The sequence below is a fragment of the Pantoea sp. App145 genome (assembly GCF_047947045.1).
In the GTDB taxonomy this organism is placed as follows: Bacteria; Pseudomonadota; Gammaproteobacteria; order Enterobacterales; family Enterobacteriaceae; genus Pantoea.
In genome coordinates, this window is sequence record NZ_CP133291.1 from 458,269 (window position 1) to 483,708 (window position 25,440).

Genomic DNA, 25,440 nt, shown 5'->3' on the forward strand with positions numbered 1-25,440 from the left:
TTTCAGATTCCTGCGGTTAAAGAGATAAACAGCGGCAGCGACAGAATCGACAGCAGCGAGCTAAGCAACAGCACAGCTTCCGCATCCGGTGACTGCACGCCAAAACGGTTGCCAAATACCACGCCAAAGAAACCAGCAGACAGTGCAATCATCAGAATAGCAGTGACCGCGACGGTGCCGTGTAAACCGAACACCAACACAATCCCCCAGGCTATCGCTGGTTGAATCAGCAACTTAGTGACGGTAGAGCTAATCACCATCGTGTTGATTTTCAGTTTACGCGCCGAGAGGATCACCCCGGTCAGGAACAAGGCGGCAGCGGTGGCTGACAGGCCCAGCGGCTTAATCGACGCCAGCAGCAGGTCAGGCATTTTCACACCAAATGCTGACAGCACCACACCCAGCAAAGGTCCCCAGACAATCGGCTTTTTCACTGAACGCCACATCAGTACCGGCAGCATCGCCAGCGTTGAACGTTGTGTTTCACCGGCAGCACGCGCTTTCTCACGTTCGAGGATCAGCAGGCAGAACGGCGTCATCAGCACGGAGCCGCAGGCGATGGAAACCGCCACCGATAGCGAGGTAGCAGAACCTTCACCCACCACGCTGCCGAGAATCGGCAGCCCGAGCGCGGCATAGTTGGGCAGTGCGACGGTCAGCGTCAGCACGGCCGCATCCTGCGGAGACTTTTTAAACACAGCGACAGCAATGAAATACAGTGCGGCATAGGCAATCCACATCGCCAGGGTCAGCACCACAATCAGCGGCATCTGCGCAACAATACCGCTCCAGGGAGTTTGCACCGTGGCACTGAACAGCGCCGCCGGTAAGGCAAAATCCATCACAAAAATATTGAGTAACGAGACGTTCTTGTTATCGACCATCCCGGCCTTGCCAGCCCAGAAACCCAACAGCATGATGACAAAAATGGGTGCAAGGGCATGAAGAATCACGTAAGTCATAAATCACCTGTTATTAGAAGAGTGAATACTGACGCGATGGTGTTCATTTAACAGATGCTTCAGGTCACCGGGCGTGAGTCACACACCCGGTCCTGTCGCTATCCGGCAGGTAAGTCTTTGTTATTTTTTTATTACCAGGCGGCACGCATACGTTCGCGTACCTGCGCAGAAGCCTGGCGATTGGCAGCTACCTCACCGGAACCACGGCGTGGATCACGGCGCGCATCCTCAATCGCGGCAGCCAGCGTGTCACGCACCCGCTGGAGGTCGCTCGCGCCCGGCGCATCCGGGTCGGCAATATTCAGCAGCGAAGAAAGCAGGCCCAGGGTGGCGTAATTACTGATGTCGTAGGCCATCGGCGGCACGGTCGCCGCCAGTTTTTCCAGCGCTTCCACGGTACGCAGCGTGATGCGGGCGGCAGATTCTTTACCCATTGCGTGCACCAGCACACCGGCATCATTAAAGGCAATCAGACGATTGGCCTGATACCCGTGCGCCAGAAACGCCCCGGACATTGCCTTACCGACAATCAACCCGATGACCGGGTGTCCGGCCAGCCGGGCCTGGGCATAGGCACCCGCTGCGCCCGCCAGTGCCTGGTGAATACCAAAGGCTTCTTCACGGCGGCCATACGCCTGGCTGGGGACATCAATCACCGCAACAATCGGGCGTTTGGTCGGTTTATCGGCATCGGCGGCGATGGTCTGGTGCACCACTTTCGCCAGCGTCCAGCCTTCCAGTAACCCCACTTCCCCTTTGGCGGCTCGCGGGTAGCGATTGTGTGCATCCGGGATCACGGCGATATAGCGGACACCGGCGGCATCAGCTGCCAGCACCGAGGGGCACAGGCCCGACATTCTTTCTGCTCCGGCGGTCAGCTGGTTAAACCACAGTTCACCACGGCTGTTAATTGCGCTCATTTGTTCACCTCCGGTGCAAAGACCTGTTGAATCACGGCCGTACTGGCCTGTTGCTGCGTATCAAAGCGGGATAAACGATCCAGATAGAAGGCATAGTTATCGCTGCGATGCTGCGCCGGTACGCCCTGCGTAATCGCCGTGTCCACCGCTGCCTGCACCGCATTGATGCCATCACCCACCAGCGCTTCCACCAGCCCGCTTCGATAACGAATTTCACCGCCGGTCATGCTCCAGATAAACGGACGGTCGCGCGAGTCGTACTCTTCAATGCCGGCTTCCTGTTCGATAACCTGCGGACCGTTCAAACCCAGACGTGCTTCGCGGGTGACGATCAAATAGCTGCACAGCGCTGCGGCAATCGACATACCACCAAAACAACCCACCGTACCGGCGACGATGCCGATCACCGGGGTGTAACGCCGCAGGTCAACGATGGCCGCATGGATATCGGCAATCGCAGCCAGGCCGAGGTTGGCTTCCTGCAAGCGCACACCGCCAGTTTCGAGGCACAGAATTGCCTGAGTCGGAATGCCTTTACGGTTGTCTTCGGCAGCCAGTTCCAGTGCAGCGGCCATTTTGGCCCCGGACACTTCGCCCATGCTGCCGCCCTGGAAAGTGCCTTCGATAGCGACCACCACGGTAGGTTTACCGTTGCGGGTACCTTTCATTACCACCATGCCATCATCGGCCTGCGGTACGATGCCCTGCTTTTCCAGCCACGGCGACATCACGCCTTCGAAAGGATCGAGCAACTCGCGGGTGCTGCCTGCGTCGAGTAACGCCAGCGCCCGTTGCCGCGCCCGTAACTCAATAAAACTGCTGTCGTTACGCATGAGCGACCTCCTCAAACACCTGTTCAATACGAATACGTGCGACACCCGGTGTAGCGCCAAAGTCATGAATCACCAGCTGGCCCGCAGGCAAATCAGTGAGCTGGGACAGGCGGTTAAACAGCGCTTCCCAGCGCGCCTGACTGTTGTTCACCGACGTGGTAATCGCGATATTCAGGACGTTTTTATCGTCAGCTGTAAACAGCACCTCCATATCACCCGATCCCACAACCCCCGCCAGCGCCTTACCGCTGAGCGTGCGGCTGGACGGGTATGACAACGTTATGTGTTCCATAGCTACCTCTTATTCATTGAGTGGCAATGCGTGAGCGCCCGTCATCCGGTCAAGAAACAATGTGGCGGCCAGTAAATCGGCGGCCCCGCCCGGTGAGGCGTTGAACCCCAGCATCGCGTTATCCAGTTTTTCCAGCGCCCTGCGCCCTGCCGGTTGTGCATAGCCCCCGGCGGCCAGGACCTGACGCGCGCCGTTCTGCAGGGCGCGCAGCGCTGGCAACCCGGCCCGGTGCAATACGCAGGTATCGGTCAGAGAAGTCAGAATGGCCATCAGCGCATCAATGCGCGCCGCCGTTTCATCGGCCCCGTTACGTCGGCTGGCCTGCAACTGCGGCAGCGCCAGTCGGGTGATATGGGGAAAGCCCTGCTGTGCTTCTTCGCGTGCACCGGGAACCCGGAAGCGATGCACCACCCGTAACCCTTTGCTGAAGGTTTTCGGCGCGGCGCGATCCGGCAAGGTTGCCAGCTGAGCAGCCAGCTCACAGATGTGCTGGCTGGTACCCGCCCCTGCCTGCATGGCGCAGGCACTGACCAGCAATCCCAGTGCCCAGATGGCACCGCGATGGGTATTCACCCCGGCGGTCACCATCATCATTTGTCTCTCACCTTCACGCCCCAGTTGCCCGATGGTTTCCCGCAGAGCGATATCCGCCGGACGTTGCCAGCTTTGCTGCGCCAGCGCGTAGAAAGTCGGTGTCAGGCTGCGGGCGGATTGCTCCATCAATGCCAGCGTGAGATCGTGATGTGCACCGCTACCGCGACGATCAACCAACCCAGGCTTGGGCGTGAGGTTCACTTCTTCAATCAGGCAATCGGTCGCCACCTGCGCCAGCCATTGCAGGCCATGTTCAACCGGGGTGGGTGAGAGTCGTTTCATTACCAGCTCCGGAATTTCGCGGGCGGGTTGTACAGGCCGTCTGACCATTCAACCAGGTCAGCGACGCTACCGGCCGCCAGCAGAGAACGGGTGGCATCTGAACGACGAATACCGATATCTTCCGGGAACACCACTTTGCCGCTGCGGCGCAGTTCGGCGACGCGTTTCGCATCTACGCCCAGACCGATATCGGTGATACCCGCCACCGCCGCCACCATCGCCCGACGTTCTTCAAGGCTGGTGGCGCGATACAGGTAAGCGATACCCTCTTCCGTCAGTACGTGGGTGACGTCATCGCCATAGATCATCACCGGAGCCAGCGGCATACCGGCGCTTTTCGCCACATCAACTGCATCCAGTTTTTCCACAAAGGTCGGTTTCACCCCGGCCTGGAAGGTTTCCACCATCTGCACCACCAGCTTACGGCCACGCTGGAGCGGATCAGGCTCGTTGATCATTGCCAGCCATGCGGGTGTGGCGTGACGACGGCCATGTGGATCGTGGCCCATGTTAGGTGCGCCACCAAAGCCCGCGAGACGGCCACGGGTAACAGTGGAGGAGTTCCCTGAGCCATCAACCTGCAAGGTGGAACCGATAAACATATCGACTGCGTACTGCCCGGCAAGCTGACACATGGCGCGGTTGGAACGCATGGAACCGTCAGCACCGGTGAAGAAAATATCGGGACGAGCGCGGATGTATTCTTCCATTCCCAGTTCACCGCCGAAGCAGTGCACGCTTTCCACCCAGCCGCTTTCGATAGCGGGAATCAGCGTGGGGTGCGGGTTGAGGGTCCAGTGTTTACAGATTTTGCCTTTCAGGCCGAGTTGTTCGCCGTAGGTTGGCAGCAGCAGCTCAATCGCCGCCGTGTTGAACCCGATACCGTGATTCAGCGACTGCACCTGATGTTCGGCGTAGATGCCCTTGATGGCCATCATCGCCATCAGGATATGTTCCTGCTTGATCAGACGTGGGTCACGGGTAAATAACGGTTCGATAAAGAAGGGTTTATCTGCCACCACCACGTAGTCAATCCACGAGCCGGGTATATCAACGCGTGGCAGATCGCATTCGTCATCCACCAGTTCATTCACCTGAGCAATGACAATGCCATCGTGGAAGGCGGCGGCTTCCACCAGCGCCGGGGTATCTTCGGTGCTGGGACCGGTGTACAGGTTACCTTTACGGTCGGCTTTGTAACCGGCAATCAGCGCGACGTTGGGCGCTAAATCGACATACAGACGCGAGTACAACTCTATATAGGTATGGATGGAACCGATTTCGAGAATGTTATCTTCCAGTAACTGGGAGATACGCAAGCTCTGCGTACCGGCAAAAGAGAAATCGAGCTTACGGGCGATCCCTTTCTCAAAAATATCCAGGTGCTCACTGCGCCCAACGCTCGGCATGATCATATGCAGATTGTTGACCTTAGCAGGATTGACCTGCGCCAGCATGCGTGAGAGGAAATCGGCCTGTTTCTGGTTATTCCCCTCCAGCACCACCCGGTCACCTGGTGAAATCAACCGTTCAAGCATTTCTACCAGTTGATCGCCCGGAAGCACTTTGCCCGCTACCGGTACGGATGCCAGTCTCCGCTGTTTTTCGATGCGCCGCGTATTCCAGACACGCGGCGTATTCTGTCCTGATGACATGACTAACCTCCTGAATTAGCGAATCTCAATGATTGCTGCAACTGGATTGAGTCTGGTCTTCAGGGGCAATTTCATCAATCAAGTCCTGGGACAGATTGTTAGCCTAAGAGTAATGATTGGATGTTAAAAAGTTTGATGGGGATCAACGACATGATGATAAATTGCGCGATAACCACGCTGCTACATCCTGTTCCTGACGGCAGCAGCGTGATTTTGAACGGGGTTATCTTTGCTGCCAGAACGATTTTTGCAGCGCAAATATTTCCTCATCCAGCTCATCGATCGGACCGACCAGATGAATCGCTTTCTGCCCATGCGCAAAAACCTCACTCGCCGCCAGGCTCATGGTTGGGTTTTCCTCATGGCTGCAGGTGCATTCCAGCAAGCGCGCTTCGCTCATGCCATACACCACTCGCCCGATATTCGCCCAATAGATGGTCCCGGCACACATACAGCAGGGTTCGACTGCGGTATAAAGCGTACATTGCCACAAATACTCGGGAGAAAAATTCGTTGCAGCGTTGCGCGCCAGCGTCGATTCCGCATGGTTCACGCTATCGATATTGCATTGTGTCAGCAGCACGGTTTTATTGTCTGGTGCCACCAGTACCGCACCAAACGGATGTTTTCCCAGCGCAATCGCACGTCTGCCTACCTCATTGGATAAGCGGATAAATTCAACATCATAATCATTAAGCATGGGTGCGCTCCGTTTGCGAGGCATGGCGATTCAGTACCGCGTTCAATAACACAGCGGTGAATCCCCCCAGGAAGATTCCGCTGTCGAAGACTAACTTTAACGACGGAGGCAAGGCATGGAAAATTGCCGGAAAAGCCATCGGCACGATCCCCACCGCTATCGAGACAGCGATAATTAATATGTTCTTTTCATTATTAAAATCTGTGTTCTTTAGCTCCTGAATCCCGGCGCTGATCGTCATACCAAACATCAGAATCCCTACCCCGCCCAATACCGGGCTGGGAATGGCGGCAATGATGGCACCCAGCTTAGGAAACACGCCAAGCCCCACCAGAATGGCTCCCGCCGCAATCAGCACCAGCCGACTGGTCACTTTTGTCAGCATGATCAGCCCGGCATTTTGCGAAAATGCATTGTAGGGAAAGCTGTTCAGGCAACCTCCGAGCAGAGTGGACAACCCATCAGCGCGAATCGCATCCGCCAGACGGTGTGAGGTCGTCGGTTGGCCAATCAGTTTGTCGATTAACAGAACATTGCCGGTGGTTTCCGTCATCACAATCAGCATCGAGAGGCACATCACCAGTATCGGCGCAAAATGAAACTCAGGCAGGCCAAAGGCGAATGGCATGCTCAACCCCACCCACCCCGCACTGGAGACCGCAGAAAAATGGGTCATGCCCATCATCCAGGCCAGCGCGGAACCGCAAAACAGGCCAAAAAGAATACTGAAATTACGAATCACCCCACGCGTCATGCAGTAGAAAATCAGGGTAATGATCAAGGTTCCGGCACCGAGCAGCAGCTTATCGACGCTGGCAAAATCCGGGGCGTCAGGATTGCCGCCTCCCAGCCAAATCGCAGCGGCGGGCATTAGCGATATGCCGATTAGCGTGATCACGCAACCAATCACCACGTGAGGGAAAAACCTCACCAGTTGACTGAAAACAGGTGCAACAAGCAAGGTAAATAAGCCACAGGCAATCGCGCCACCAAATACCGAGGTAATGCCATATTGCTGGCCGACCATCAACATCGGCCCGAGTACCACAAAAGAGCACCCCTGGATCAAAGGCAGGCGCGCACCGAAACGCCCTACCCCTAGCGATTGCAAAATAGTGGCTAACCCCGATGTCAGTAAACAGGCATTAATCAATACGATGGTTTCGCTGCCCGGGAGTTTTAACACCGATGCCAGAATCAGCGGAACCGTCACGGTACCTGCATACATCACCAATACATGCTGAAATCCCAGCGTCAAAATACGCCTTAAGGTCAATGGGTTATCCGCCCGCCCGCTATTTAACACGCTTTCCATACTGCCCCCTGAGAAATGAAAACGTTGACTGAACGACCGTTCGACTATATGTAATTAAAAATGGCAACCGATAATCAGCTGCTTTCAATAAAACTGAAAGGTGAGGCATTACGTGAAGTATTCATTGGATCAACTTATGACCTTCGAACAAGTCGCGAAGTCAGGTTCATTTTCAGCAGCAGCCCGAGTAATGAAGCGCTCACAATCTTCGGTCAATATGGCGATGAGCAATCTTGAGGACGAGTTCAACCTCAGCCTTTTTGTTCGCACGCCGCGCCAGATAAGCCTGACTCCGGAAGGCAACACCTTGCGTGAATATGTCAAAACCGTTCTGGAACAATGCAATGCTCTGGAGCAGCGTGTCAGTGCCTTCAACATTGAAACTGAAGCGCATGTCAGCCTGGCAATCGAAGTTCCCTATAAGACGGTCGCCACCGTGCTATACGAATTTGCTATGCATTTCCCGCAAGTAGATATTCATGTCCGTGAACCCTTTCAGGGTGATGTGGAAGCGATGGTGCGGAAAAATGAAGTGGATGTCGGTATCTCCATGTCGCGTCCGGTGGACAGTGATGCCATTGAGTTCGCCCAGTTAGGCAAGCTTTTCATGGTGCACGTGGTCAGTTCAGAACATCCGCTCGCGAAACGTCTGCCGGTGTCATTTGCCGATTTGCACCGCTGGCGACATATCACCTTTGGCGAACAACAGAAAACCATCCCCAGCACCGAATATCTCGGCAGCCCGCTGGTCTGGCGTGTCGAGAGTTACAATGCAATGATCGATGCGGCCCTTGCCGGACTCGGCTGGGCTTCGGTTCCACGCATTTTTGTACAGCGCGAACTGGAGACAGGGGTATTAACTGAGTTACGGCAAAAGGAGTATCCGCATACGGACTGGATTGTCGGAGTAGACCTGTTGTGGTCGCGAAAAAAACGCGCCGGACGCGCCATGAGCTGGTTAATTGATCGTTTACTTAAAAATAAAATTTTCGAAAAAGATCATGCCGGAAATAGCACTACGCTTTGAGGGGAATCCACACTATTTACGACCCTACACAAGCTTGTCTGTATAATTAGTTACTTTTAGATAAAAGACTAAGACAAAACTATACAATCACTCTACATTGACGTGCAGACATGGCTATTTTTTGTTTTTAATCAACGATTTCAAAAAAATTATTACGATAAACTTCACGAAACAAAAATCCAATTTCCGTGAAAAAGATCTGCATACGCCATGCGGGGAAGTTAATTATTCTATTTATCATTGAGATACGCTACTCAACAATTAAGTAATCCGTCAAAATGCTTCATGCGGTAGAACGAAATCTCGAAAAAAACTTTAGCAAATAATGCGATTTTTTTATTGATCAAAACTTCAATTTCTCCGGAAATATCCTATACACCCCAGAATCATCCTACCTAATTAGAGTTATGTACTCTTTTAGATAAAGCCTAAATTACGAAAACTCAATAACATCTCTCATTAAATGCTTACGGCTACTTTTAAGAATTTTCCCAGGCCACAAAAACACAACCAATTTTAACCCATTGAATTGGAAGGATTAAAACCTTAGGATTGTCTCAACTCTCTTACGAAGCGGTCGAGATCAGCTTATGAAGAACATAACCAGAGAGGACATTTGCTGCGTCAGTTGTAAGTTTGGTTGTCAGCTTACAGGCGAAGCAACAGACCTACTTAACCGGTGTCCCCTACAGAAGATCGCCGTATGGCCAGGTAGAAATTACTTCATGACTAAGGGGGTACTTTCTATTGTTAGCGGCCAATACGAAAGCGTATTTTGCAGAGGGTGTGTATTTGTTGATTTTTCAGCCAGGAACCTGCGTTATTTCACCAATAGAAATTGGATAGATTATCTCAGGTTGACAAAACTGAATATTATTCTGATCTGTGACGCCCCTATGGAGGCACTCGCCCTTTATTGGAAAAGAGAAGATCAGGCAATCAGCACCGTAATCACTGGTCGGGAAAGTCTTGAAGAAATCAAGAAGTCAATTAATTACTCCTATTACGGCATAAAGGGAGGGGGAAAGTATAAAGGAAATCCGTTAACTAAAGATGAAGTCAGATTTCTCGATCTGGTCGTTAATGATCGATCACTCATTTCGATTTCCAGAGAATTGATGGTCGAGGTCAAGAAAATTTATAACATGAAAGACTCTATCCGCAGAAAAACCGGTATCAGTCTTAATAAGCTTCTTTCAAGATAATAGAGATAAAGGAACTATTCGATGGCTAACAAAGTAACGAAAACATGTTTGTCACTGATCATGAGCGCAAGTCTGGTTTCGGGTTTTGCGTATTCAGCCTCTGATAACACCATCAGTTTCCAGGGCGAAGTCACCGCTGAGACTTGCTCCGTCACAGTCAATGGCAACACCACGTCACCGGTTGTATTGATGCCAACAGTAAGTACCACTGATTTAGCAGCCAGCGGTGATACTGCCGGTGAAACCACCTTCACCATGGGCCTGACCGGTTGTACTGGCGACTCAACGGCATCAACCAGTGTATCAACCGTTTTTGTCGGTAATAACGTCAGTTCAACCGGCAACCTGACCAACACCGGAACCGCGCAAAATGTAGAAGTTCAGATTCTGGACCCGCAAGACACGGTGATTGACCTGACTGACGGATACACCGCCAGCGGCGACCTCACCCTGGCGACGGGTGAAACCGAATCCAGCGCCAACTATAGCGTTCAATATTACGCTACAGGCGTGCCTACAGCAGGTACGGTTGTCGCTTCACTCCAGTATGCAGTGAGCTATCAGTAATATTTTTTGGTGCGTATCGGTTACAGGATACGCACTTTTTCTATTTGAGAACCCAGGTATGTTTGTAAGTCGTAATCTCTCGCTATTCAAAACAGTTCTGACCCTTTTATTGTTGTCATGCTTTATTTCAGTAACGGCTGAAGCCAGCGTCACCATTCAGGGAAGTCGTATTATTTATCCGGCGAATGCTAAGTCAGTTGATGTGCAGTTAAAAAATAATGACAACCTGCCTTATGTTATGCAGACATGGTTTGATGACGGTGATATTGATTCCCGACCGGAACAGACAACTCAGACGCCGTTTATTGTCACTCCACCGGTATTTCGTATTCAACCCAAATCAGGCCAAATTGTTCGGGTGATATTCAGTGGCAATCAATCTCTGCCTCAGGATAGAGAATCGGTTTTCTGGTTTAATGTCCTGCAAATCCCACCGGCAAATCGGGCAGGCGCGACACAACAAAATGCGATGATGGTGATGTTACGCAATCGTATCAAGATCTTCTACCGCCCTGCGGCTGTCGGTAAGCCGGGCAATATTTTAGACGGGCTCAAAATTCGGCATATCAGGGACAGCAAAAAAGGCAATGGTCTTGAGATTGATAATCCACAGCCGTGGCATGCCTCACTTGTTACCGTATCGCTGAAAATTGCAGGCCAGACATTTCAAGCCCGACCGGACATGGTCGCACCATTTTCTAAACAAATATTTTGGTTTCCGGCTTCGGGTAAACACTTGCAGGGTGCGGGTGTGGCATCGCTAGCTGCTATTAATGATCAGGGAGCAAGGATAAGTGAAAATTATACGGTTGAAGTGCAGTAACGTTAAATTCACTTTTTTCGCTTTAAGTATTTCCACGTATTTGCCAGCCAAAGGTTTTTGTGATGAATATTATTTTGATTCATCACTCTTCAAAGGCTCGGCTTTTGGCCAGAATCTCGAAAAATTTAATGAGAGCAGCACGCCTGCGGGAAACTATTTGGTCGATATTTACCTTAACAACCAACTGATCAAATCTGGCGTAAAGATCAACTTTGCGGCAGATAATGCCGGGAACAAATCTGAGCCTTGTATTCCTGATTCCATCGCTAAGTTAATGCAAATCAAAGCAATGCCAGATGGCAAAAATGACGATCAATGCCATCCCCTTTCATGGTGGGTAAAAACCGGAAAGTGGGAATTTGACCAGTCCTCCCTGCGCTTGCAATTGATGATTCCAATGGCCGATCTCCAGAGGACACCCAGAGGATATATTCCAGCTGCTGAGTGGGATGATGGGATGACGGCCTTATTTATTCGCCATAACACCAACTATACCTGGACGGAAAATCCAGGTACCGGGTACAGCTACCAATATCTATGGAGTGGTATTACTGCTGGCACCAATATTGCCAACTGGCAATTTCGTCACCAGGGAAACTTACGCTACCTCCAAACCAGCAGCAGCGGCAGCAGTTATCGCTACAATGCGGTGAAAACCTGGGTCCAGCATCCACTGGAAAGCATCAATAGCCTGATGTCAATTGGGGACAACTATACCGAAAGCTCACTTTTCGGCAGCTTGTCCTTTAATGGTATCAAACTGGCGACTGATGAACGCATGTGGCCACAGGGTCGGCGTGGTTATGCGCCTGAAGTCCGGGGCGTCGCCTCCTCTAACGCACGCGTGGTGATTAAACAGTTAAACAAAGTGATCTACGAGACGACGGTTCCTCCTGGTCCATTTGTCATCAACGATCTGTATAACACACGCAGCCAGGGTGATCTGGAAGTTGAAGTGATTGAAGCGAACGGTAAAACCTCTACTTTTACCGTGCCTTACTCCTCGGTTCCGGATTCAGTCCGTCCCGGAAACTGGCACTATTCGCTCGCTCTGGGCCGGGTACGGCAATATTACTCGGTGGATAATGCGTTCTTTGAAGGGATACTGCAAAAAGGTATCAGCAACCGCTTGACCGCCACTGCGGGTTCACGGCTGGCCAAAGACTACCAGGCATGGTTGTTGGGGGGTGTGCTGGCAACCGAAGCGGGTGCGCTGGGTGTTAACACCACGTTCTCCGATGCCAAAGCCGAGCAAAATAAAAATGTCACTGGCTGGCGTGCCGAAGTCAGTTACAGCAAAACATTCCAGACAGGCACTAACCTGGTGCTGGCCGCTTACCGTTATTCCACCAGCGGGTTCAGAGACCTGGAAGATGTGCTGGGCGTGAGGCGCCAGAGCCAATCAGGCGTCAGCTACTACTCGGATACTTTGCATCAGCGCAATCGCTTATCGGCCACCCTCAGCCAGTCTTTTGATGGTCTGGGAATGGTTAGCCTGAATGCCAGCACAGCAGATTACTATAATAATCAGTCACGTATTACACAGTTGCAGATGGGATACAGCAATACCTGGAAAAAGATTAGCTATAGCTTCAATGTCGCACGGCAACGCACATCCTATAACTACGATCGCTACAATGTTAGCGTCAATGATTCCGATGATGACTCCAGCAAACAGAAATACACGGAAAATACCGTCTCTTTGAATATTTCTATTCCACTGAACTGGGGCAACAACCTGTCGTCAGTGGCATACAACTATAACCAATCGAAGGAAACCCGCTCCTCAACCGTTTCATTAACCGGTTCTGCCGGACAAAACCGCGACTTCAGCTATTCAGTCTACGCAGGTACCGATCAGGATCGTACGGACGGCAACAGCAATTCCACCACCTTTGGTGGCAGCGTTCAGCAGAATACGCGCGTGGGTAACTTCCGTGCCAATTATGGTCAGGGAAGTAACTATCGGCAGGCAGGCCTGGGGGCATCAGGAACCCTCCTGATTCATAGCGGCGGGGTCACCCTCGGCCCTTACACCAGCGATACATTTGCCTTAATCCATGCTGATGGTGCTCAAGGTGCAGCAGTGCGCAATGGTCAGGGCGCGGTAGTCGATAGCTTTGGCTACGCCATTCTGCCCTCTCTGACACCTTATCGTGCCAATACGGTCAGTCTCGATACGCTGAATATGAGTTCGGATGCAGAACTGAGTGGTGGTAGCCAACGAGTTGTGCCCTATGCCGGTGCAGTGGCGAAAATTAACTTCGCCACTATCCGAGGTAAAGCCGTGCTCATTAATCTGATGATGCGTAATGGTGAAGTTCCGCCGATGGGCGCTGAAGTTCGTGATGCTGATAATACATTAATTGGTGTTGTTGGCCAGGGCGGACAGTTATATGCCCGCGTACCCCATGATTCCGGCACATTAAAAGTGAACTGGGGCGAATCAGCCACCAGCACCTGTTACGTCAATTATCAGATTACAGGACGTGATGACGAAGGAATTATTCACCTCAATAGCTCATGCAGCAAGGAATAACCCTGTGCGTTTAAAAATTTATTTCCCCATATTATTTATTTTTTACTTTATTAGCTTCTCAATTCAGGCGAGCTGCACCAAAGTCACCAGTTCCTCTTCCTTATCTTCTGCCGCGATTGCGGCAGGATATACGGCAACGTCCTGGACAGGAGCCTGTGATACCTGCAATGGCAACATAGGCTTACCTGCGGTGATAAGCATCAATAGTGGCAGCACATTCCAGGCTTCTGGCACATTGCTGGCAAGCGCTGTCGGTAACTTCCTGACCTCGGCCAGTAATACAGCGTACACAGCCAATCAGATTTTATATCGCTGTGATGTCGCCGACGCCGATAGTTTATATGAAATGTATGCAACCAATGGCGATGACAGCTACACCGGAAAATATACCACTTCTGAAGTGGACGGGGCATATTACGATCAGGCCAAAAATGTTGCTGTGCGCATGACTAACCTCAGCACCGGAGAATATTACAGCCGTTACTGGAAGCAACGGCAATTAACATCCGATAATTGGTACTCCGATGGTACTTATATTTACATACCCGCCAGCGCCTTCAGTAATGTGCTGTATGAAATGTTTAAGATCGATTCAACGACTTATTATTATAATTCCAGCAACTATTGGCTTGATTCCAGGAGCCAGCCGAGGGGATATATTGCGTTCAAAGGTCCGGGACTGGATACCAATAGCCTTACGGTCGGTATGGATAGCGCCAGCTATTTTTATGGCTGGTATGGCAACTGGCCAGGTACCTGGAGCAGCTACAGTGACGTGACCTATGTGCGTGGCGCACTGTGCGAGGTCAAGGATTATCCTTCCGTGGTCCTTTTGCCTACGGTCAGTATCAGTACACTTTCGGCCGGTGGCAGCAGTCAGGCTCCCTTCTCAGTCAGTATTGAGTGTGAGTCAGGTGCTATTTCCAGCACCAGTACATCCTCCTCAAGCTCTGCAAATGTCGCGATGGGTTTTTTAGTTAACCAATCAAACGCTGTCACCCAGGCAACGAATCTGGGCCTGGTCACTTCTGGCGGCGGGCTAACCTGGTTGCTTGATACCAATTATGGCAGCAGCGGCGTGGCATCTGGCGTAGGAATCAAAATCTATAACAGTAACGGCACAGCAATAAATCTGCTGCCAGACCTCACCAGCACCGGAACAGGAAATACCCGTGGGTGGTATGCCTATAAAGATCTCACCACGTTGGTTTCATCAGACTCCACCAGCATCTATAGCGGGGATTTCACCGCATCTCTCGAAGCCATCGATGGGCAAACTATTACAGCAGGAACAGTCAATGCACAATTGCAAGTTGTCATCAGCTTTCAGTAAGACAATGATTTTAATAATGACGATGGCTACTTTCACTGCCTCTGCTGTAGTCAATGTTGACAAAACGAGGGTTATTTTTAACGCCTCGGCGAATATGCAGTCGATTAATTTAGTTAACAGCAGTGAAAGCCCAACCATTGTTCAGGTATGGACTGATGATGGCGACATCAATGCCTCACCAGATCAAAGCAGAACACCCGTGATAGCTTTACCGCCTGTTATGAAGATGTTTCCTGGTGAACTCCGTTCACTGCGTCTGATGTTAACATCAAGGGGGTCTATTCCTGCTGACAGAGAAAGCCTCTATTGGCTGAATATCTATCAGATACCCTCGTTGAAAAGCGATATGAGTAAAGTTGAGAAGAAGGTGGTGTTGCCCTTACGGATTCGGCTTAAGGTGTTTGTACGACCTGCAGGGCTTAATGCACCGCAGATTGCCGACCCGGCAAAAATCCAGTTTATGGCAAAAGACAGGCAGTTGATTGTAAAGAATCCGACTCCCTGGTACATGAGTATCAATGCCACCATTGGCAGTCACGATAATTTAAAAAATCTCCTTATTGAGCCCCAATCCCAGTTAGTCGTGCCACTCAGCGAGGTGTTCAAACCAGGGGAGAAAGTTAAATATGACGTGATCGATGATAATGGCAATCCGGTAAATTACTCCGCCAACATTTTGCCTTTGGTGTAACTTTGGGCTGTGCTGTGCCGAATCTGGCGCAGCACAGCGAGGGACACATCATTGCCCTCTTCTTTCTTCCTCTTAACTGCATGATTATTTCAGATGAAACGCCAGCGCTGATACATTCGGATTCATGTGCCAGCAGCGAAAATAGGCCACCGTTTTTGGCCCCTTTTATTAAGACGATTCTCAGAAACAGGCCCGAAATTTAAACAGGCAAACAACAGAAGCCTATCTTATTTTACAGCATCAATTAACACCAATAGCGCCATCGCATTAACGAAACGGATATATTTTACAAAAAAATAATCCCTTGCAGCACAGAACATTATGCCAATCCCTTCAGTTAAATCCGTAAAAAAAGCCATTTCATTTTTCTCACCGCTTGCACTAAAGGAATATTGCATTAGGATTAATTGCGTAACACACATGTGATGTGAGTTGACCGTCATGTTATTTTTTACTCATGAAGAGGATATATTATGGTTGAACATAGAGGCGGTTCAGGAAATTTCGATGAAGACAAACACAAAGCATCCGAAACAGGAAAGAAAGGCGGCCAGAACAGCGGCGGTAACTTTAAAAATGACCGTGACAGAGCGTCAGACGCAGGTAAAAAAGGCGGCCAGCATAACAATCGCGGCTCCTGATCTGCGCTAACTGATTCAGGGATGACAGGCGCTGGAGCAGGGATGCTCCGTTGGAATTTTACATTCTCTACTGGCTTTTAAAATGTCTAAATATTCACAAAAAAGAGCTTTATTCCTTCAATTCATTCCATGAACAAAGCAAACTTCTCTTTACTGCTTGTATTAACAAAATCATAAACCACATTTTAAAACATCACTTCAAATTTCCATTAAGATTATTCACTCTGGATATGAAAGAGCATGAGAACCCCGCTCATTACTGGTGACTGGTCGGCAAGCCGGTAAGAATTGCGGTTTAAACCTGGATATTCCTCAAAGCAAGAGCATCGCAATCGTGCAGGCGATGATTTTGTTAAACACCTGATGCGGAACGAAAGACTGCACTCTCGTTACCTCACAGCTATCGTCATACTCTCTGATTAAAAAACTAATCCTCACGGTCGATTTTCTTCATTTAACATTATCTTTACATCTTTCTGGCCGTTGCTAATATAGCGACGCAAAGCACACACAGCAACGTGCTGCGAACGAGAGTTTTCCTGGTTTCGAATCTGATGCATTTTAACCCGCGATTCGCGGGTTTTTTCTTTCCGTTAACATGAATGCTGGTCTTGAAAAACGTCGAACTTTCAGTTGCTACACCGAAAAGTCAGCGAGCGGTATTCGTGTTGTTAAAGATTTCCTTCGCTGCAAAGATACCGTTAAGCGCCGCCGGGAATCCGGCATAAATAGCCATCTGTTGTATGACTTCGGTAATTTCAACCGGGGTTACCCCAACATTAAGCGCTGCGCTGATATGCACTTTTAACTGCGGCAGAGCCGAGCCAAGCGCAGTCAGCATAGCAACAATAGCCAGTTCTTTAGTGCGATGATTGATCACCGTCCGGGACAAGATATCCCCGTATGAAAACTCAACCACAAACCGGGCCAGGTCAGGCGCTATCCCCATCAGGCTTTGCGTAACGTTTTTACCCGCTCCGGCACTGATCGCTTCCAGTGCCGCCATGCCAGTTGCGTAGCGGTTGTCAGAGGCAGCTTGCATTACTGGCTGAAAAGAGGAGCCACGTTCGGCTAAAACTTCTTTAGCCACCAGTATGGCGTTCCCGGCGGCAGGAAAGCCCGCAAAGACCGCACAGAGCATGATCACTTCAATAACTGCTTCAGGCTTACAGCCTGCATTAAGCGCTCCCGCAATATGATACCTGAGCTGTGGCTGCGCATTCCCCATTGCCGCAAGAGCCGCGACGGTACTCAACTGGCGGGTCTGCAAGTCAAGCTCGCTACGTGACATGATGTCGCCATAGCAAAATTCAACCGTAAAACGGGCCAGATCCGGTGCGACATCTTTTAATTGATTCAGTGGGCCATCATAGCCGGCTCCGCCAACCTGCTTTAACGTTGCCAGACCTGAATCATAGCGAGTTGATGTTGACATAGTTCTCTCCTGAAATGATTAAGTTGACGAACTCTACAACCCGCGAAAGGATGTGGCGAATACCCTTTCTGTGATACCTTTTCGGTATGAATACTTCTATCGATCTTCGCCAGTTCCGCTACTTCCTTGCAGTCAGTGAGGAGCGTAACTTCGGGCGTGCTGCCCGGCGTCTGCATATTTCTCAGCCACCGCTCAGCAGACAAATCCGGCAATTAGAAGAACAGCTGGGCGTTGAATTATTTATACGCACAGGGAGTGGTGTCACCCTGACAGCGGCAGGAGAAAAATTTCTTCCGGAAGTGAAACGCACACTGGCACAGGCAGAAAAAGCGATTGCGGCGGCCAGATCGGCACAAGACGTGACTCAGGGAAAAATCGTTATTGGCTACACCACTGTTTTTGACAGAAGCGTATTTCCCGATGTTTTTTCCCGCTTTCAGCAACGCTTTCCCCAATGGCAGCTCATCACCAAAGGCAATCACTCAATCAACCTGGTGCGGGATATCAGGAACGGCGTAATGGATGTGGCATTTATTGGTTTACATACCGATACTGCCGAGCTTGCTACAGAAGTCGTTCACCGAGAATCGATGGTGGTGGCCCTGCCTGCGCATCATGCCCTCGCGCGTAAACGCAAAGTTAGCTTCAGCGATCTCAGTTACGAGTCAATGTTTTGGTTTGAGCGTCCGCTGAATCCCGGCTTTTATGATTATTGCCAGTCATTCTTCGATAAACTCGCTTTCCGGCCAACGATGTTGCCAGAACCACCGGATCATCACATCCTGCTTGGATTGATTGCCGAAGGGAAAGGGTTCGCGCTGATTCCCTCCTCATTGAGGAATATTAAACGGCAGGGGGTGGTGTTTCGCGAACTGAAACCGGAAGCCAGCACGCTGTCAATCGGTGTTAGCGTGGCGTTTCTCAAATCCAATACATCCCCCGCCTTACAGGCATTGCTTGAGATGGTCAGAAGCGCATGATAACGCCCGCCAGCGCGGGCGAATGTTCCCGAACCCGGGATAAATCAGGCACCAAATGCGCCATCGATAGTATGCATTGCCCCGGTGACAAAACCCGCTTCCGGGCCAGCCAGCCATGCGACCATCCCTGCAACTTCTTCAGGCCGCCCATGACGCTTAATCGCCATAAACCCGTGCATCAGATCTTTTAATGGCCCTTCCGCCGGGTTTGCATCCGTATCGACGGGGCCAGGCTGCACCACATTGATCGTGATACCACGCGGGCCGAAATCACGTGCCAGCCCTCGCGCCATGCCCTGCAAGGCAGATTTACTCAGGGCGTAAGACGCCATGCCGGGTATCGGCATGCGATCGCCATTTACTGAACCCATAATGATAATGCGCCCACCTTCTGGCATCTGACGGGCTGCTTCGACAGAGGCAAAATAAGGTGCATTGATATTGATACGAAAAAGCCGTTCAACCTCGTCAGGATCCTGCTCTAACGCATCGCCGAAGGCAATGATGCCCGCATTGACCACCAGCACATCCAGCGGGCCACAGTCCCTTACGCGGGCAATCACGGCATCGCGGTCTGCGCTATCAGTCTGGAAAGGCTGGCTACCCGTTGATTCAGCAAGTTGTCTGGCGGCATCGGGCGATCCGGCATAGGTGAAGATGACGTTAGCGCCTTCAGCACAAAAACGCCGGACAATCGCCGCACCAATTCCCCGGCTGCCGCCGAGCACCAGGACAGACTTACCTTGGAAATAAGACATGGGCACTCCTTAGTGATTTCGGGTAGCCGCCATTGGCTACGATGCACTCAGTTTAGCTGACGTTTATCGCGCTATCGCCGCACGTTTCCCGACAAAGACGTAACCTGAAGTTCGCAGATGCATTTTCGTGCCAGCGAAAACTTTATCTTTCAAAATCAGTGCGCCCGGCGTAACCTATATATAAACCATATACGTTTCATATAGGCCATGTGATGGGTATCGTAAAAATCTCCGATCTGATGCACGAGAATCTGCGCGTAGCGAGCACGGCGTTAAGCCGCTCGATCAACGCTCAGGCGGAGCATTGGATGAAAATCGGCATGCTGGCCGAACTCTATCCACAATTAAGCCATCAGGAACTGACACGTCTGCTGATGCGGGTAGAAATCGATGGCGGCTCCGATCTGGCTAAGCTGCTTAACACCTCTTTACTGACACCGCAGGGAACCGCGCAATGAACGACATCAAATTGCATTCACCCCAGGAAATTGAACTGGCACGCGCTGCCGGTCATGATGCCGCCAAAGTGCTGGCAATGATCACCCCTTATGTCAAACCCGGCGTCACGACCGACGAACTGGACCGCATCTGTCACGATTTTATCGTTAACGAATTAAAGGTGATTCCGGCCAATATCGGCTATCACGGTTATACCCGTACCACCTGCACTTCCGTTAATCATGTGGTGTGCCACGGTATTCCGGGGGAGAAGAAGCTGAAAGACGGCGATATCGTTAATATCGACGTGGCGATCATCAAAGATGGCTGGTACGGCGACACCAGCCGGATGTATTTCGTTGGCACGCCGTCAGTGCGCGCCAAACGTCTGGTGGAGATCACCTATGAATCGATGGTGGCTGGCATACGCGTAGTGAAACCCGGCGCAACGCTGGGTGATATTGGCGCAGCGATCCAGCAGGTCGCGGAGAAAGCCGGTTTTTCGGTGGTGCGTGAGTATTGCGGTCACGGCGTCGGTGAAATTTATCATGGTGACCCACAAATTCTGCATTACGGTACAGCAGGAACGGGGATGCCGCTGGAAGCCGGCATGATTTTCACTATCGAACCGATGATCAATGCCGGTAAGGCGGGCACCAGCGTGTTGTCCGATGGCTGGACGGTGGTGACAAAAGATCGTTCGTTGTCAGCCCAATGGGAGCATACCGTGGCGGTGACGGAAAGCGGATTTGACCTGCTGACGCCGTGGCCGGACGGCACCGGAGAATACCCGGCCATCTGACATGTCGGACGATGGCGCTTTCCCTGCCAGTGATGTAGGGTAGCGCCATCATTTATTTCAGGGTCAGGATATTAGCGTGAAAAGTGAAAGCGCGATTTTTGCCGGTGGCTGCTTCTGGTGCACCGAGGCGATTTTTCAGTCCATCGATGGTGTAATCTCAGTGGAAAGTGGTTATATCGGCGGCCATGTGGCCTCTCCGACTTATGACCAGGTGTATAGCGATACCACCGGCCATGCTGAAGCGGTCAGAATCGTGTTTGATGCCGACATCGTCAGCTACGACGATCTGCTGGATATCCACTTCGCGACTCATGATCCAAGCCAGCCGAATATCAAAGATGGCGTTGAACGTTCCCGCTACCGTTCTTCATTGTTCCCCACCTCTGAAGTACAACGTATTGCCGCTAAACAGGGTATCGCACGCGCAGAAGCTGAAATCGGTAAGCCTCTGGTGACCACGCTTGAACCGCTAAGCGAATGGTATCCAGCCGAAGATTACCATCAGAACTTCTGGGAAAAAGAGGGCCAGGAAAATGCCTTCTGCATGATGAATATCCCCGCCAAACTGCAAAAACTGCGCAACAAGTTCCCGAAACAGGCAAAAGAAAACCCGAACTGACTTATCGCAGCGGGTTGTAGCGGCGTGATTTATCACGCGGGGTTTACGCACCGTGCACAGAATAGCGCGATAAATCGCGCCGCTACGGCTCCGTGTGGTTATTGACCTGGTCGGCGTTTCCACCTCAGCGTTAACCGTTAAAGCACAGGTTGTTTTCAACCAGCAACGGAACGCTAATTATGCATGATGACAATGGAGTAAAAATCGCCCTCTCGCCTGTGCAGATGGCGGCCGTGCTGTCGGATAAAAGTATCAGCGAAGGTGAGACGCTCAGCCACCGGGCGGCGTCATCTCATCAATCACTTCGGTAATGCGCTGAATCACCCGTTGTGCGGCACGCGACAGCTGGCGGGAAGGTGCCGTACACAGTGCCAGCGTCAGGGGGCGCAATACGCTGTTTTTCAGCGGCACAAAGTTCAACTGCTTTTCTTCCACTTCACTCATCACATCCAGTCGGCTTAACACGCAGATACCGGTGCCCTGGGCAATCAGGCTGCGGATCAGCCGAATATCGTTGCAGGCGATGATATTATCCGGTTCCAGCCCCTGCTTGCGATACAACGCAGCGACGCGTTCATGCACCACCAGCGACTCACCGGGAATGATATGGCGTTCACCACTCAGCTCACTGAGCGATAACGATGCCCGGCCACTCAGCGCATGTTCTGGTGGCAGCACCACCCCCATATCCAGTTCGACAAACGCCAGCACTTCCAGCCCGCTTTGTCCGGCGGGATCGAGAATCAGGCCAAAATCAATTTCCGCCTGGCGGATTAACTGGCTGATGGCATGGCTATTGTCTACCGTCAGCTCCAGCCGCAGCCACTGATGTTGCCGGGCGATTTCCGCCAGCGCATCGGCCACTCTGCCTCTGGTCAACGCCTGCACCAGTCCGGCGCTGACATTGCCGCGTTTCAGCCCCTGAATATCATCAAAACGCTGGCGAGTGACGCGGAACTCGCGCTGCCAGCGCATCACATCGTCATACAACAATTCACCGGCGGTCGTCATACGCAGACCATCAGGCAGACGCTCAAACAGCGGTGTACCGAAACCTTCCTCTGCCTGCAAAATCTGCCGGTTGATGGCAGATGCCGATACATGCAACTTCTCCGCCGCTTTGCGCAGACTGCCGCTGCGCGCCACCTCGGCAAAATAAACCGCGAATCGGGAAAATGGACTCATGTCTCACCTGTACTAATTTTTGCAACACATAATTGAATTAATGCTGATGGATTTGTACAGGGATAATTATCAACAATGACCAGACAAAAATGAAGTCTTTTAATGTGAGCAACCGACAGGACATCGCTATGAACACCATCACCCCACCCGCCCACTGCACTTTTGAACCTGATGACTGGTTGCGTCTGGCAAGCCAATGGCATCCGGTGGCACGTTCCTGTGACATCGCCGGTGCCCCCACCAAAGCGGTGCTGCTGGATGAGCAGCTGGTGGTGTATCGCATCAAAGGTCAGGTGGTGGTGGCACGCGATGTGTGTCCGCACCGCGGTGTGCCACTGACCCTCGGTTTTCATGATGAAGAAGGGGTGGTGTGTCCTTATCACGGCCTGCGCTTCGGTGAAGGCGGGCGTTGTAACCGTATCCCTTCCAGCCCTGGACAACCGATCCCCGCCAAACTCAACCTGATCAATTATCAGGTGGAAGAACGTTACGGGCTGATCTGGGTGTGCATGGCCCCGGACGCTGACAACCCCGCTCCGCTGCCGGTGATGCCGCACTGGGATGATGCCGGATTCCAGCAGATTAACTGCCCGGGCTTTGATGTTAACGGCTTTGCCGGTCGTCAGGTGGAAGGCTTTCTCGATGTGGCGCATTTCGCCTGGGTGCATACCGAAACCTTTGCCGACCCGGCGAACCAGACCGTTCCGCCTTATAATCCCATCGAAACCGCCTATGGTTTCGCGGTGGATTACTGGAGTTCCGTCAGTAACTTCGCCGCCGACAGCGGCCAGCAGGCGCCGGAAGGCTTCGAGTGGCTGCGTCATTTTGAGATGCACCTGCCCTTCACTGCCACGCTGACTATCCATTTTCCCGGCGAGGCGCGACTGGTAATCATGAATGCGGCGTCACCGGTTTCAGCACGTAAAACCCGCATGTTCGCCCCGATTGCCCGCAATTTTGATTTGCACATTCCGGTGGAAGATGTCCACGCCTTTAACCAGCGTGTGTTCGAAGAGGACCGGCTGATGGTGGAAACCCAAATGCCAGAACGCCTGCCGCTTGACCTGACGCTGGAGGCACATATCCCGGCAGATCGCAGCTCGATCGCCTATCGTCGCGGCCTGAAACGTATGGGCTTTGGTGAGTTTTTCCTGGTGTAATGGAGGCGATGATGAGCAACATGTTACGGGTCGTGGTTGATGGGATTTATCGCCAGGGTCGTCACAATCTGGGGATTAATCTGGTGGCAGAAAATGGGCAGCCTTTACCCTGCTGGCAGCCAGGGGCGCATATCGATGTCCATCTCCGTGAGGGGCTGGTACGGCAATATTCGCTGACCGGACACAGCGAAAACACCGGCCATTACCAGATTTGCATCGCGCGCGATAAGCAATCACGCGGTGGATCGCGCTACGTGCACGATATCCTGCGCCCTGGCCAGGTGATTGACATTTCTCCGCCACGTAACCTTTTCCCGCTCACTCTCGCTGGAAAAGTGATTCTGATGGCAGCGGGTATCGGTATTACACCGCTGTATGCCATGGCGCAGGCGCTGGAAACCGCCGGTGTCCCCTTTGTGCTCCATTACTATGTCAGGGAACGGGGTGACGAAGCTTTTTTGCCGGAATTATCCCAACCCTTTCAACACGGTTTCTGCGAAATCTGGCACAGCAGCGAAGGACGCAGTCCGCGTAATCATGTCCCGGCAGAGTTGCTGGAACCGGCAGACGATACCCATCTTTATTTGTGTGGCCCGGAAGGGTTTATGGCCCATATGCGTACCACGGCAACGCAGCACGGCTGGCATGAGGAGAATATCCATATTGAGGCCTTTAAGCCCCTGACGACTGCCCTGACGAGTGGCAACGAAGAGAGTTTTACCATCACCCTCGCCTCCAGTGGTCAGCAATGGCCGGTGCCGCCAGAAAAAACCATCGCCACGGTGTTACTGGAAAACGGCGTCGATGTTCCGCTCTCCTGCGAGATGGGTATGTGTGGTGCCTGTCTGACGCGCGTGGCCGCAGGGGAAGCCGATCATCGCGATACGGTACAATCAGACGCCGAGAAAAGCGCGGCAGAGCAATATATCGCCCTGTGCTGTTCGCGCAGTTTGTCGCGCAATCTGGTGATTGACCTTTAGAACATTTCCCACAGGTTATAGCCCACGCCAGCAAGGGCAATCAGCAGCAGAAAGCATTGGGATAACACCTCCAGCCGCCGTTGTTGTTTGCCCGTCACCCAGTGACGTACCACCAGGATATAGCAAGTCATCACGCTGAAATCGAACACCATCCACACCACTGTCAGCAGCATCAGGCTGGTGCTGACGTGAGGCGTGACGCTGATGAATTGAGGAAACAGCGCGGCGAAAAACAGAATATCTTTCGGATTCGCCACCCCGACCCAAAAACCCTGACACACCCCGCCCTGCATAACATGTTGCTGTCCTGCGGGTGATGCTGACGCGGTTAATCCCCGCCATGCGCCAAAACCGATATAACCGCATCCCACCAGCGCCGCGATGCGCAAACTTAGTATATTGATCGAAACCAATCCAACCAGCATCAGGGTTGCCAGCATAATCAGCACCAGCGACGCACCGTGTGTGCCCATCACCGTAGCAAAGGCCCGCCGTGTACCGTGGCGTGCAGCGGTGCCGGTTACCAGCGCCACCACCGGGCCTGGCGTCGCTAATAGGGTGAGAACGGTCAACATATAGGTACTGAGCAACACCAGGTTCATAAGCGACATCTGCGGAGAAAAAGGAAGCGCCAGTATCCCCTGCTCTGATCCAGTTGAAAAACGGATAAAACTGACGTTGAATATGAGTTTTACTCACAATAG

27 protein-coding genes are annotated in these 25,440 nt (G+C 51.9%); 14 read left to right on the forward strand and 13 right to left on the reverse strand.

Annotation, left to right across the window (positions count from 1 at the left end; genetic code table 11):
- Positions 1 to 2 precede the first annotated feature (2 nt).
- The 8 genes from RCF31_RS21855 to RCF31_RS21890 all read right to left on the reverse strand — a co-directional run bounded on the left by RCF31_RS21855 (position 3) and on the right by RCF31_RS21890 (position 7,553).
- Positions 3 to 962 carry an AEC family transporter gene (locus RCF31_RS21855; protein ID WP_416413366.1) on the reverse strand — a complete coding sequence of 320 codons (960 nt, stop codon included), beginning with the start codon at positions 960 to 962 and terminating at the stop codon, positions 3 to 5.
- Between the two features lie 131 nt (positions 963 to 1,093).
- Positions 1,094 to 1,882 (reverse strand): biotin-independent malonate decarboxylase subunit gamma, encoded by a 789-nt coding sequence (mdcE, locus tag RCF31_RS21860; RefSeq protein ID WP_416413367.1) that lies wholly within the window; start codon positions 1,880 to 1,882, stop codon positions 1,094 to 1,096.
- Positions 1,879 to 2,715 (reverse strand): biotin-independent malonate decarboxylase subunit beta, encoded by an 837-nt coding sequence (locus RCF31_RS21865; protein ID WP_416413368.1) that lies wholly within the window; start codon positions 2,713 to 2,715, stop codon positions 1,879 to 1,881. The genes mdcE and RCF31_RS21865 overlap by 4 nt, the downstream gene beginning before the upstream one ends.
- On the reverse strand, positions 2,708 to 3,007 hold the full coding sequence (gene mdcC, locus RCF31_RS21870) for a malonate decarboxylase acyl carrier protein (RefSeq protein WP_313685062.1): 300 nt from the start codon (positions 3,005 to 3,007) through the stop codon (positions 2,708 to 2,710). The genes RCF31_RS21865 and mdcC overlap by 8 nt, the downstream gene beginning before the upstream one ends.
- Before the next feature lie 9 nt (positions 3,008 to 3,016).
- Positions 3,017 to 3,883, reverse strand: coding sequence for a triphosphoribosyl-dephospho-CoA synthase (locus RCF31_RS21875; RefSeq protein WP_416413369.1), 867 nt, complete (start codon positions 3,881 to 3,883; stop codon positions 3,017 to 3,019).
- Entirely contained in the window at positions 3,883 to 5,538 is a 1,656-nt protein-coding gene (mdcA, locus tag RCF31_RS21880; protein WP_299450286.1) for a malonate decarboxylase subunit alpha, read from the reverse strand. The genes RCF31_RS21875 and mdcA overlap by 1 nt, the downstream gene beginning before the upstream one ends.
- Before the next feature lie 223 nt (positions 5,539 to 5,761).
- On the reverse strand, positions 5,762 to 6,238 hold the full coding sequence (locus RCF31_RS21885) for a nucleoside deaminase (RefSeq protein WP_416413370.1): 477 nt from the start codon (positions 6,236 to 6,238) through the stop codon (positions 5,762 to 5,764).
- Positions 6,231 to 7,553: a nucleobase:cation symporter-2 family protein gene (locus RCF31_RS21890; RefSeq protein ID WP_416413371.1), complete on the reverse strand. Its 1,323-nt coding sequence runs from the start codon at positions 7,551 to 7,553 to the stop codon at positions 6,231 to 6,233. Before RCF31_RS21890 ends, RCF31_RS21885 begins: the two co-directional genes overlap by 8 nt.
- A 136-nt stretch (positions 7,554 to 7,689) precedes the next feature.
- On the opposite strand from RCF31_RS21890, the gene RCF31_RS21895 reads away from it, so the two are divergent.
- The 7 genes from RCF31_RS21895 to RCF31_RS21925 all read left to right on the forward strand — a co-directional run bounded on the left by RCF31_RS21895 (position 7,690) and on the right by RCF31_RS21925 (position 15,738).
- Positions 7,690 to 8,580, forward strand: a complete 891-nt coding sequence (locus RCF31_RS21895) for a LysR family transcriptional regulator (protein WP_416413372.1) — start codon at positions 7,690 to 7,692, stop codon at positions 8,578 to 8,580.
- 725 nt (positions 8,581 to 9,305) lie between these two features.
- The gene (locus RCF31_RS21900) at positions 9,306 to 9,785 is read left to right on the forward strand and encodes a LuxR family transcriptional regulator (protein ID WP_416413373.1); all 480 of its coding nucleotides are present in this window, start codon (positions 9,306 to 9,308) and stop codon (positions 9,783 to 9,785) included.
- Positions 9,786 to 9,806: 21 nt separating this feature from the next.
- Positions 9,807 to 10,352: a fimbrial protein gene (locus tag RCF31_RS21905; protein WP_416413374.1), complete on the forward strand. Its 546-nt coding sequence runs from the start codon at positions 9,807 to 9,809 to the stop codon at positions 10,350 to 10,352.
- Positions 10,353 to 10,410: 58 nt separating this feature from the next.
- Positions 10,411 to 11,175 carry a fimbria/pilus periplasmic chaperone gene (locus RCF31_RS21910; RefSeq protein WP_416413375.1) on the forward strand — a complete coding sequence of 255 codons (765 nt, stop codon included), beginning with the start codon at positions 10,411 to 10,413 and terminating at the stop codon, positions 11,173 to 11,175.
- Positions 11,147 to 13,714 carry a fimbrial outer membrane usher protein gene (locus RCF31_RS21915; protein WP_416413376.1) on the forward strand — a complete coding sequence of 856 codons (2,568 nt, stop codon included), beginning with the start codon at positions 11,147 to 11,149 and terminating at the stop codon, positions 13,712 to 13,714. The genes RCF31_RS21910 and RCF31_RS21915 overlap by 29 nt, the downstream gene beginning before the upstream one ends.
- Positions 13,668 to 15,047 (forward strand): fimbrial usher protein StbD, encoded by a 1,380-nt coding sequence (gene stbD / locus RCF31_RS21920; RefSeq protein ID WP_416413377.1) that lies wholly within the window; start codon positions 13,668 to 13,670, stop codon positions 15,045 to 15,047. Before RCF31_RS21915 ends, stbD begins: the two co-directional genes overlap by 47 nt.
- A gap of 16 nt (positions 15,048 to 15,063) precedes the next feature.
- The gene (locus tag RCF31_RS21925; protein ID WP_416413378.1) at positions 15,064 to 15,738 is read left to right on the forward strand and encodes a fimbrial assembly chaperone; all 675 of its coding nucleotides are present in this window, start codon (positions 15,064 to 15,066) and stop codon (positions 15,736 to 15,738) included.
- A gap of 227 nt (positions 15,739 to 15,965) precedes the next feature.
- On the opposite strand, the gene RCF31_RS21930 is transcribed toward RCF31_RS21925, so the two are convergent.
- Complete coding sequence (locus tag RCF31_RS21930) at positions 15,966 to 16,181, reverse strand: hypothetical protein (RefSeq protein WP_416413379.1); 216 nt, start codon at positions 16,179 to 16,181, stop codon at positions 15,966 to 15,968.
- Between the two features lie 30 nt (positions 16,182 to 16,211).
- Here RCF31_RS21930 and RCF31_RS21935 point away from each other — a divergent pair, with 30 nt between their 5' ends.
- Complete coding sequence (locus RCF31_RS21935) at positions 16,212 to 16,379, forward strand: general stress protein (protein WP_416413380.1); 168 nt, start codon at positions 16,212 to 16,214, stop codon at positions 16,377 to 16,379.
- A 649-nt stretch (positions 16,380 to 17,028) separates the two neighbouring features.
- Here the strand turns inward: RCF31_RS21935 and RCF31_RS21940 are convergent.
- Positions 17,029 to 17,814: a carboxymuconolactone decarboxylase family protein gene (locus RCF31_RS21940; protein WP_416413381.1), complete on the reverse strand. Its 786-nt coding sequence runs from the start codon at positions 17,812 to 17,814 to the stop codon at positions 17,029 to 17,031.
- Between the two features lie 86 nt (positions 17,815 to 17,900).
- On the opposite strand from RCF31_RS21940, the gene RCF31_RS21945 reads away from it, so the two are divergent.
- Complete coding sequence (locus RCF31_RS21945) at positions 17,901 to 18,794, forward strand: LysR family transcriptional regulator (protein WP_416413382.1); 894 nt, start codon at positions 17,901 to 17,903, stop codon at positions 18,792 to 18,794.
- A 44-nt stretch (positions 18,795 to 18,838) separates the two neighbouring features.
- On the opposite strand, the gene bdcA is transcribed toward RCF31_RS21945, so the two are convergent.
- A complete protein-coding gene (gene bdcA, locus RCF31_RS21950) occupies positions 18,839 to 19,552 on the reverse strand; it encodes an SDR family oxidoreductase (RefSeq protein ID WP_416413383.1) in 714 nt (237 codons plus the stop codon).
- A gap of 212 nt (positions 19,553 to 19,764) precedes the next feature.
- Between bdcA and RCF31_RS21955 the strand changes: the two genes are divergently transcribed.
- From RCF31_RS21955 to msrA, 3 genes are all read left to right on the forward strand, one after another.
- The gene (locus RCF31_RS21955) at positions 19,765 to 20,010 is read left to right on the forward strand and encodes a ParD-like family protein (RefSeq protein ID WP_084881122.1); all 246 of its coding nucleotides are present in this window, start codon (positions 19,765 to 19,767) and stop codon (positions 20,008 to 20,010) included.
- Positions 20,007 to 20,792: a type I methionyl aminopeptidase gene (gene map, locus RCF31_RS21960; protein WP_416413384.1), complete on the forward strand. Its 786-nt coding sequence runs from the start codon at positions 20,007 to 20,009 to the stop codon at positions 20,790 to 20,792. Before RCF31_RS21955 ends, map begins: the two co-directional genes overlap by 4 nt.
- 76 nt (positions 20,793 to 20,868) lie before the next feature.
- Positions 20,869 to 21,411: a peptide-methionine (S)-S-oxide reductase MsrA gene (gene msrA, locus RCF31_RS21965; protein ID WP_416413386.1), complete on the forward strand. Its 543-nt coding sequence runs from the start codon at positions 20,869 to 20,871 to the stop codon at positions 21,409 to 21,411.
- A 270-nt stretch (positions 21,412 to 21,681) separates the two neighbouring features.
- On the opposite strand, the gene RCF31_RS21970 is transcribed toward msrA, so the two are convergent.
- On the reverse strand, positions 21,682 to 22,596 hold the full coding sequence (locus tag RCF31_RS21970; protein ID WP_416413387.1) for a LysR family transcriptional regulator: 915 nt from the start codon (positions 22,594 to 22,596) through the stop codon (positions 21,682 to 21,684).
- A gap of 128 nt (positions 22,597 to 22,724) precedes the next feature.
- Here RCF31_RS21970 and hpxD point away from each other — a divergent pair, with 128 nt between their 5' ends.
- Entirely contained in the window at positions 22,725 to 23,756 is a 1,032-nt protein-coding gene (hpxD, locus tag RCF31_RS21975) for a molybdenum cofactor-independent xanthine hydroxylase subunit HpxD (RefSeq protein ID WP_416413388.1), read from the forward strand.
- Between the two features lie 11 nt (positions 23,757 to 23,767).
- The gene (locus tag RCF31_RS21980; RefSeq protein ID WP_416413389.1) at positions 23,768 to 24,736 is read left to right on the forward strand and encodes a PDR/VanB family oxidoreductase; all 969 of its coding nucleotides are present in this window, start codon (positions 23,768 to 23,770) and stop codon (positions 24,734 to 24,736) included.
- Here the strand turns inward: RCF31_RS21980 and RCF31_RS21985 are convergent.
- Positions 24,733 to 25,338 carry a LysE family translocator gene (locus RCF31_RS21985; RefSeq protein WP_416413390.1) on the reverse strand — a complete coding sequence of 202 codons (606 nt, stop codon included), beginning with the start codon at positions 25,336 to 25,338 and terminating at the stop codon, positions 24,733 to 24,735. The genes RCF31_RS21980 and RCF31_RS21985 overlap by 4 nt on opposite strands.
- Positions 25,339 to 25,440 lie beyond the last annotated feature (102 nt).